At 70.2% G+C, this 6,890-nt stretch carries 5 protein-coding genes; 4 read left to right on the top strand and 1 reads right to left on the bottom strand.

Annotated features, from left to right (window positions below; genetic code table 11):
- The first annotated feature begins 142 nt into the window (after positions 1–142).
- Both ACFHVL_RS09185 and ACFHVL_RS09180 read left to right on the top strand, forming a co-directional pair.
- Positions 143–940: an SAM-dependent methyltransferase gene (locus tag ACFHVL_RS09185; RefSeq protein WP_416626964.1), complete on the top strand. Its 798-nt coding sequence runs from the start codon at positions 143–145 to the stop codon at positions 938–940.
- A 202-nt stretch (positions 941–1,142) separates the two neighbouring features.
- On the top strand, positions 1,143–2,729 hold the full coding sequence (locus ACFHVL_RS09180; protein ID WP_416626962.1) for a DUF4139 domain-containing protein: 1,587 nt from the start codon (positions 1,143–1,145) through the stop codon (positions 2,727–2,729).
- Positions 2,730–2,740: 11 nt separating this feature from the next.
- Here ACFHVL_RS09180 and ACFHVL_RS09175 read toward each other — a convergent pair whose 3' ends face one another.
- Positions 2,741–3,427, bottom strand: coding sequence for a nucleoside/nucleotide kinase family protein (locus tag ACFHVL_RS09175; RefSeq protein ID WP_416626961.1), 687 nt, complete (start codon positions 3,425–3,427; stop codon positions 2,741–2,743).
- Positions 3,428–4,336: 909 nt separating this feature from the next.
- On the opposite strand from ACFHVL_RS09175, the gene ACFHVL_RS09170 reads away from it, so the two are divergent.
- Together ACFHVL_RS09170 and ACFHVL_RS09165 are read left to right on the top strand one after the other, a co-directional pair.
- The gene (locus ACFHVL_RS09170; RefSeq protein WP_416626960.1) at positions 4,337–5,806 is read left to right on the top strand and encodes a glycoside hydrolase family 43 protein; all 1,470 of its coding nucleotides are present in this window, start codon (positions 4,337–4,339) and stop codon (positions 5,804–5,806) included.
- An 80-nt stretch (positions 5,807–5,886) separates the two neighbouring features.
- Positions 5,887–6,876 carry a diacylglycerol/lipid kinase family protein gene (locus ACFHVL_RS09165; RefSeq protein ID WP_416626958.1) on the top strand — a complete coding sequence of 330 codons (990 nt, stop codon included), beginning with the start codon at positions 5,887–5,889 and terminating at the stop codon, positions 6,874–6,876.
- Positions 6,877–6,890 lie beyond the last annotated feature (14 nt).

Genomic DNA, 6,890 nt, shown 5'->3' with positions numbered 1-6,890 from the left:
GACCGGCGCACCCGTCACCCGGTCCCTGATCGCCTACGACCACTGACCGGACATCGGAACTACTCGTCTAGGATGATCCAGTCCATCATGGTGCCGCGCCATCATCCGGCCCATGGAACCCTTCCCGTCAGGAGCTCGCGCGATGCCCGAGCAGGATCCCGAACTATCCTCGAGGCTCCAGATCGAGGTGCCCCACGCCGCTCGGATGTGGAACTACTGGATGGGCGGTAAGGACAACTTCAAGGCAGACCGCGATGCCGGGGACGCGGTGGCCGACGTGTATCCGGAGATCGCGGTCATGGCTCGGCAGTCTCGTCAGTTCCTCATCCGTGCCGTGCGGTTTCTGGCCGCTGAGGCGGGCATCCGGCAGTTCATCGATGTCGGCACCGGTCTGCCCACTATGCAGAACACGCACGAGGTGGCTCAGGAGGTCGCGCCCGAGTCACGAATCGTCTACGTCGACAACGATCCGTTGGTCCTGGTGCATGCCCGCGCGCTGCTGACCGGCTCGGGATCCGACGGTCTGATCACGTACGTGGATGCCGACTACCATGAGCCGGGGAAGATCCTGGCCGAGGCCCGGACAGTGCTTAATCTGCAGGACCCGGTCGCGGTGCTGTTCATGGGGGTCATGGGGTACGAGCCAGATCTGGTCGTGGTGAAGGCTATTGTGAATCGGATGATGGGCAGCGCCGTCTCCGGCAGCTACCTCGTGTTGTGGGATGGTGCGGATACCAGTCCCGCTGTGGTCCAGGGCGCCGACACCTTGGTGGAGAGCGGTGGCGTCCCCTACGTCCTGCGCAGCCCGGAGCAGCTTGCCAGCTGTTTCGAAGGCTTGGTGCCGGTGGAACCCGGCTTGGTGCCGATAACCCAGTGGCGTCCGGACGACTCGGGTGCCGATCGGATCGACGCGTACGGGGCTGTCGCCCGCAAGCCCTGATGCGTTCTCCGGATGGACGCTGTCGTCGCGTGCTGGCCTGCCGGGGTCGGCTTCTCGGCCTGGATCGGCAGGCAGGGTGACCGAGGGAGTCATCCTTCCGACCGGGCGGCAGGATGACGGGTGCTCCAACCGGGAGGCGGAGGCCACCGACAGCTGAGCTCCGCCGCCGATAAGGGAGCGGGGCTCGGCTACTGTCGCCGCGGTGGACACTACGGAGATAGCTGCACCCGTCGTCGGCGTCACTGTCTATCCGGACCGGGCCCGGATCACCCGACGCGGCGGTATTCAACTGGTCGCCGGCCGGCACCGCGTGCGCGTCGCGCCCCTCCCGCTCGGCCTTCGGCGGGATTCGGTCCGGGTGGGCGGCCGTGGCCCGGCTACCGTGCTCGGCGTCGACGTGACCGCTTGGCGGCAGGCTCGCAGCACCGACGCTCAGGTGGTCAGCCTGGAGCAGCGTCGCCGCGAACTGGCCGACGAACTCGCCGAGGTGGACGACGCGGATGGGATCGAGGAGCAGCGCGGTGAGTTCCTCGGCCGGCTGGTCGAGCGGGCCGGTGGCACGTATGCCCGCGCCCTGGCCGCTGGCGACGCGGCACCGAGCGACGTGGCGGCCTTCACCGACTCGGTGGCCGCCCAGCTGGCCGAATCGCGAGCCCGGCGACGCCTGGTGGCCCGTCAGCGTATCGAGCTGGCGGAGGAGTCGGCAGCCCTCGGGCGCGACCTCGACGCCGCGCAGGGCAAACGGGTGCCGGACCGGCTCGCCGTCGAGGTGATCGTGGCGGTGGAGGTCGACGAGGCTGATGTCGAACTGGAGCTGAGCTACCTGGTGGATGGGGCGAGCTGGCAACCCTCCTACGACCTGCGGCTGGTCGACCACACCATGACTGTCACCTGGTTCGGCATGGTCAGCCAGAGCACGGGGGAGGACTGGCCGGAGTGCGACCTGCAGCTTTCCACCGCTCGGCCGGTGGCGACGACCGGCGTACCGGAACTGTCACCTTGGTATCTCGACCGGTTCCGGCCGGCACCCCCGCTCGCGGTATCGATGGACATGCCGGTCGAGATCTCGGAGCCGCCGGCACTCGCTGCGGCTGCGTCCGGCGGCGGTCGGGCCCGTTCCGCGGCGAGCCACCGCAAACTGCGGGAGACCGTGGCCGAGGTCGAGCAGGGGGTCAGCGCGGCCACGTACCGGCCGGCCCGACCGGTGGCGGTGCCGGCCGACGGCAGCGCGCACCGGGCCACCATCGCGGTGCTGGAACTGCCGGCCAGGCTGGACCACGTCACCGCACCGGTCCGCGCCGCCGAGGCGCATCTGCGGGCCACGGTACGCAACACGTCGGAGCACGCGCTGCTGCCCGGTCCCGCCTCGGTGTTCCACGATGCCGACTTCGTCGCGTCCACCAGGCTGCCGGCGTGGGCGCCGGGTGAGGAGACCGAGTTGGCGCTGGGGGTGGACGACCGGCTGCGGGTGGAGCGGAAGTTGTCTCGGCGTGTGGAGACGAAGGCTACGCTCGGGTCGACCCGGCGGCGGGAGATGGAGTACCGGATCACCGTCGCCAACCACACGCCCCGCCCGGCGACTGTCGAGGTGCGCGATCAGCTCCCGGTGTCGCGCGATGACGCGGTGGCGGTGCGGGAGACGACCATCGTGCCGTCGCCGGTCGAGCGTTCGGAGCTGGGTGAGCTGATCTGGCGGCTGTCGCTCGCGCCGGGCGACAGCGGCGAGGTCGTGCTTGGCTTCCGGGTGGAACTGTCCAAGGGGGTCGAACTGGCTGGCTGGCGGGAGTAGCCGCGGCCACCTCACCTCGCCGGACCCGGGCCAACCGCGGGTGCGGTCGGCGCTTCGGCATCGATCGTCCCGAGCCGGGCCATGTCGATGACCAGGTCTGCCCGGTGGCGGCCGGCCTCGATCAGCCGTGCGTTCGGGTCGTCCACAACGGCCACCCAGCTGCGGGCCGTTTGATCGGACTTCCCGAACTCGACGTGCCGGCGGACGAGTCGGTCCCGGCGGACCGTCTCGTCGAGGTGGCAGAACCACACCTCGGTCAGTTCGGTGCGTACCTGCGACCAGGGATGCTCCTCGGCGAGCAGGTAGTTGCCTTCGGTGACGACCAGCCGGACCCGGGGGTCGACCGGGATGGTCCCGGCGATGGGTTGCTCGATGTCGCGTTCGAAGCCTGGTGCCCAGACGGTCCGCTGCCGGTCGGCACGGAGCCGGCGGAGCAGGGCGAGGTAGCCGTCGCCGTCGAAGGTGTCGACGGCGCCCTTGCGGTGGAGCCGGCCGAGCCGGGTCAGGGCTGCGTCGGACAGATGAAATCCGTCCATCGGCACCAGTGCCGCTGGTGTGTCCCCGTGCCGGTCCAGTTCGTCGACCAGGATCCGGGCCAGGGTCGACTTCCCGGCCGCGGGACAGCCGGCGATGCCGAGGATCAGCCGGCCGTCGCGGGGAACGAGGCGGCGCGCGCGGGAGACGAGTCCGTCGAGCATGCACCACCATAACGGGCCGAGCTGGCCGGCGGCGGCCGCTGGAACCGCCGGGCGTCGGCGGGCCGGATGTCCGTACCGTCCAGGTATTGACAGCCATGGCTTGGTCAGTTAACACTATCGATCTCAGTTGGCAATAGCGATCTAACGGTCTGTCGACCAGCGTGTTAGCGCTAACACAGGAGTGTGCCGATGTGATTGTGTCCTGCTCCCGGCCTGTCGACGGCGATCTGCTGCGTGATGATCCTCGGCGTCAGCGGCACGGCGAGCGCCGCTCCCCTACCGGCCGGAGCGCGGTCACTGGCATCGGTCAACTATCCGGCCGGTACCTGCGGCACCTCGACTGCGAGGCCTTCCGGGCGGACAGCTCATTCCGGATCGCCGCGCCGCTGGCACCCCCGACGAACCAGGGGCCGGTGATCCCCGGGCTCTTCGCCGACCCGCACCTGACCACATTCAACGGCCGCCACTGCCTCCACTTCTCCGGCGGGGCGGCCAGCGGGGACACGGTCAGGCACCTCGGCGTCGCCGTGGCGGACTCGCCGGTCGGGCTGTTCCGCGACGCGTGGGACCAGCCGTTGATCCGTGGCGGCCAGTACTCCGTCCCGACCCGGGCGTGCCCTACCGGGGTGTGGTGCTGCAGAAGCGGCTCGCGGCCGGCGTCAAGGGCACCGAACATCACCCGGTGGTCCGCGCCCAGGGCAGCGACACCTGGCCCATCACGTACCACCGGTTCGCCAGGCCGGCCGGCACGGCACCAACCGGGAGATCGCCATCGACCGGATGGAGTTCGCCGCCGACGGCAGCATCGTTCCGGTCGCGCCGAACCGCTGACCTGACCGGCGCGACCAGCCCTGGACCACCCATCGACCGCACCCGACCGACCTGCCCTCCACCTCAGCGGGAGACCCGATGTCGAGAATCCGTCACCGTCTGCTACATACCCGGCTCGGGGCCACCCTCGCCGCGGCCTGTCTGCTGTTCACCTCCTGGTCGGTCGCCGCGCCGGAGCCAGCCGCCGCGCTCGACCCGTTCACCGGGTATCTGATGGCCCACTTCACCGGTGAGTCGGCCACCGGTGAGCAGATCTACCTCGCGCACAGCACCGACGGCCTGCGATGGACCGACCTCAACAACGGCAGCCCGGTCCTGCTCTCCACCGTCGGCACCCGTGGCGTACGGGACCCGGTCCTTCTCCGGTCACCCGCCGGCGACCGGTACTGGATCATCGCGACGGACCTGCGGATCGCCAGCGGTACGTCGTGGAACGACGCGGCCAACCGGGGGAGCACCTCGATCGTGGTGTGGGAGTCGACCGACCTGGTCAACTGGTCCGCCCCGCGACTACTCAACGTCGCCGGCGGGATCGCCGGAGCCGGTAACGCCTGGGCGCCCGAGGCCATCTACAACCCGGCCACCGGCGACTACGTCATCTACTGGGCGACGAACTCCGCCCGTGACGGGGTGACCAAGCACCGGATCTGGTACGTGCGGACCAGCGACTTCCGTACCGTCACCGCCCCGCAGCTCTACTTGGACCGAGGCACCGGCCAGGGCATCATCGACACCCAGATCATCGAGGTGCCGGGCAGCGTCGGCGGCTACCGCTACTACCGGGCGTCGGCCGACGGCCACATCACCATCGAGGCCAGCAACTCGATCCTCGGCTCCTGGACGATGCTCGGCAACCTCTCGCACCTGGGCATCTCCAACGGCACGGGTGGCGGCAACGTCGTCGAGGGGCCGATGTGGGCCCAGTTCAACGGCCGCAACGAATGGGTGCTGTGGCTGGACCAGTACGCGACCGGCCGCGGCTATCTGCCGGTCACCTCGACCAACCTGGGCGCCACCCAGAACTTCCGGACCCGATCCGACTTCAACATGGGTGGCACCCGCAAGCGACACGGATCGATCCTCAACCTGACCGCCGCCGAGCAGTCCCGGGTGCTCGACCGCTGGGGATCCACCGTGCCGGTCAACCGCATCCAGTCCTACAACCACCAGGACCGCTACGTCCGGCACGCCAACTTCGACGTCCGGATCGACGTCAACCCCAGCCCAGCCCAGGACGCCCAGTTCCGTCTTGTCCCCGGCCTGGCCGGCGGATCGGCACACGTGTCGTTCGCATCGGTCAACTACCCGGGCTACTTCCTGCGGCACTACGGGTACGACTTCGTGCTGGCGGCCAACGACGGCACCACGACCTTCGCGGCGGACGCCAGCTTCCGGCGGGTGGCCGGGTTGGCCGACCCGTCGTGGACGTCGTTCCAGTCCTACAACTTCCCCGACCGCTACATCCGGCACTACGGCTACCTGCTGCGGCTCGATCCGATCACCAACGCGCAGGGCCGCAGCGATGCGACCTTCCGGGTGACCAGTTGACCTGACCGCCTGGGCGCCGGACCCCTGGCCGGTCGGTTGGTCGACTGGCCAGGGCAGGTCGCGTCGGACAGACTGACGCGGTGAACGAGCAACCGAACGTGCTCCGCTGCGCCGTCGTGGTCAATCCGGCCAAGGTCGCCGACCTCGACCGACTGCGCTCGACCGTCGAGGTCGCCCTGGCCGAGGCCGGCTGGGCCGAGCCGGTCTGGATGTCGACCACGGTCGACGACCCGGGCGAGGGCCAGGCTCGACAGGCGGTCGAGGCCGGCGTCGACGTCGTGTTCGCCTGTGGCGGGGACGGCACCGTGATGTCCTGCGTCGCGGCGCTGGTCGACACTGATGTGGCGCTGGCGATCCTGCCGGCCGGCACCGGCAACCTGCTCGCCGCCAATCTGGGGCTGTCCACCGACCTCGCCGCCGGCCTGCAGGTGGCGGTCGACCGTGGGAAGCGACGGCTGGACGTCGGCCAGCTGGAGGACGGCCGCTACTTCGTGGTGATGGCGGGGATGGGCTTCGACGCCAAGATGCTCGCCGCCACGTCCGAGAAGGCCAAGGCGCGGATCGGCTGGCCGGCGTACCTCGCCGGCGCCGTCCGGCACCTGCGCGACCGGCCGATGCGGGTACGGCTGCAGATCGACGACCAGCCGCTGATCCGTGCACGGGCGCGCACCGTGCTGGTCGCCAACGTCGGTCGGTTGCAGGGCGGTGTCACCCTGTTGGCCGACGCCGAGCCAGACGACGGGCTGCTCGACGTCGCCGTGCTCACTCCGCGTACGGTCCGGCACTGGCTGGTGCTGGGCTGGGCGCTGGCCCGTGGCCGGGGCCGGGTGCCCCGGATGCAGACGTACCGGGGTCGCGAGGTCACCGTCTCGAGCGACCGTGACCAGCCCAGGGAGCTCGACGGTGATCTGATCGACCCGGGCCGTGCCCTGCGGGCCACGGTGCGGCCGGCGGCGTTGTGGCTCTGCGTACCCCGGCCGGCGGGCGATCCGGATCTGGCGGTCGACGCGGACGCCGTCGGCGAGCGCGGCACGGACCTCGTCGATCGGGCGCGACAACGGCAGGGGTGACCCGGCTCGGCTCC

The sequence above is a fragment of the Micromonospora sp. LOL_023 genome (assembly GCF_048060115.1).
Taxonomy (GTDB): Bacteria; Actinomycetota; Actinomycetes; order Mycobacteriales; family Micromonosporaceae; genus Micromonospora_E.
Note: the sequence above shows the minus strand (reverse complement) of the source record. Positions and strands in the feature narration are given on the sequence as shown.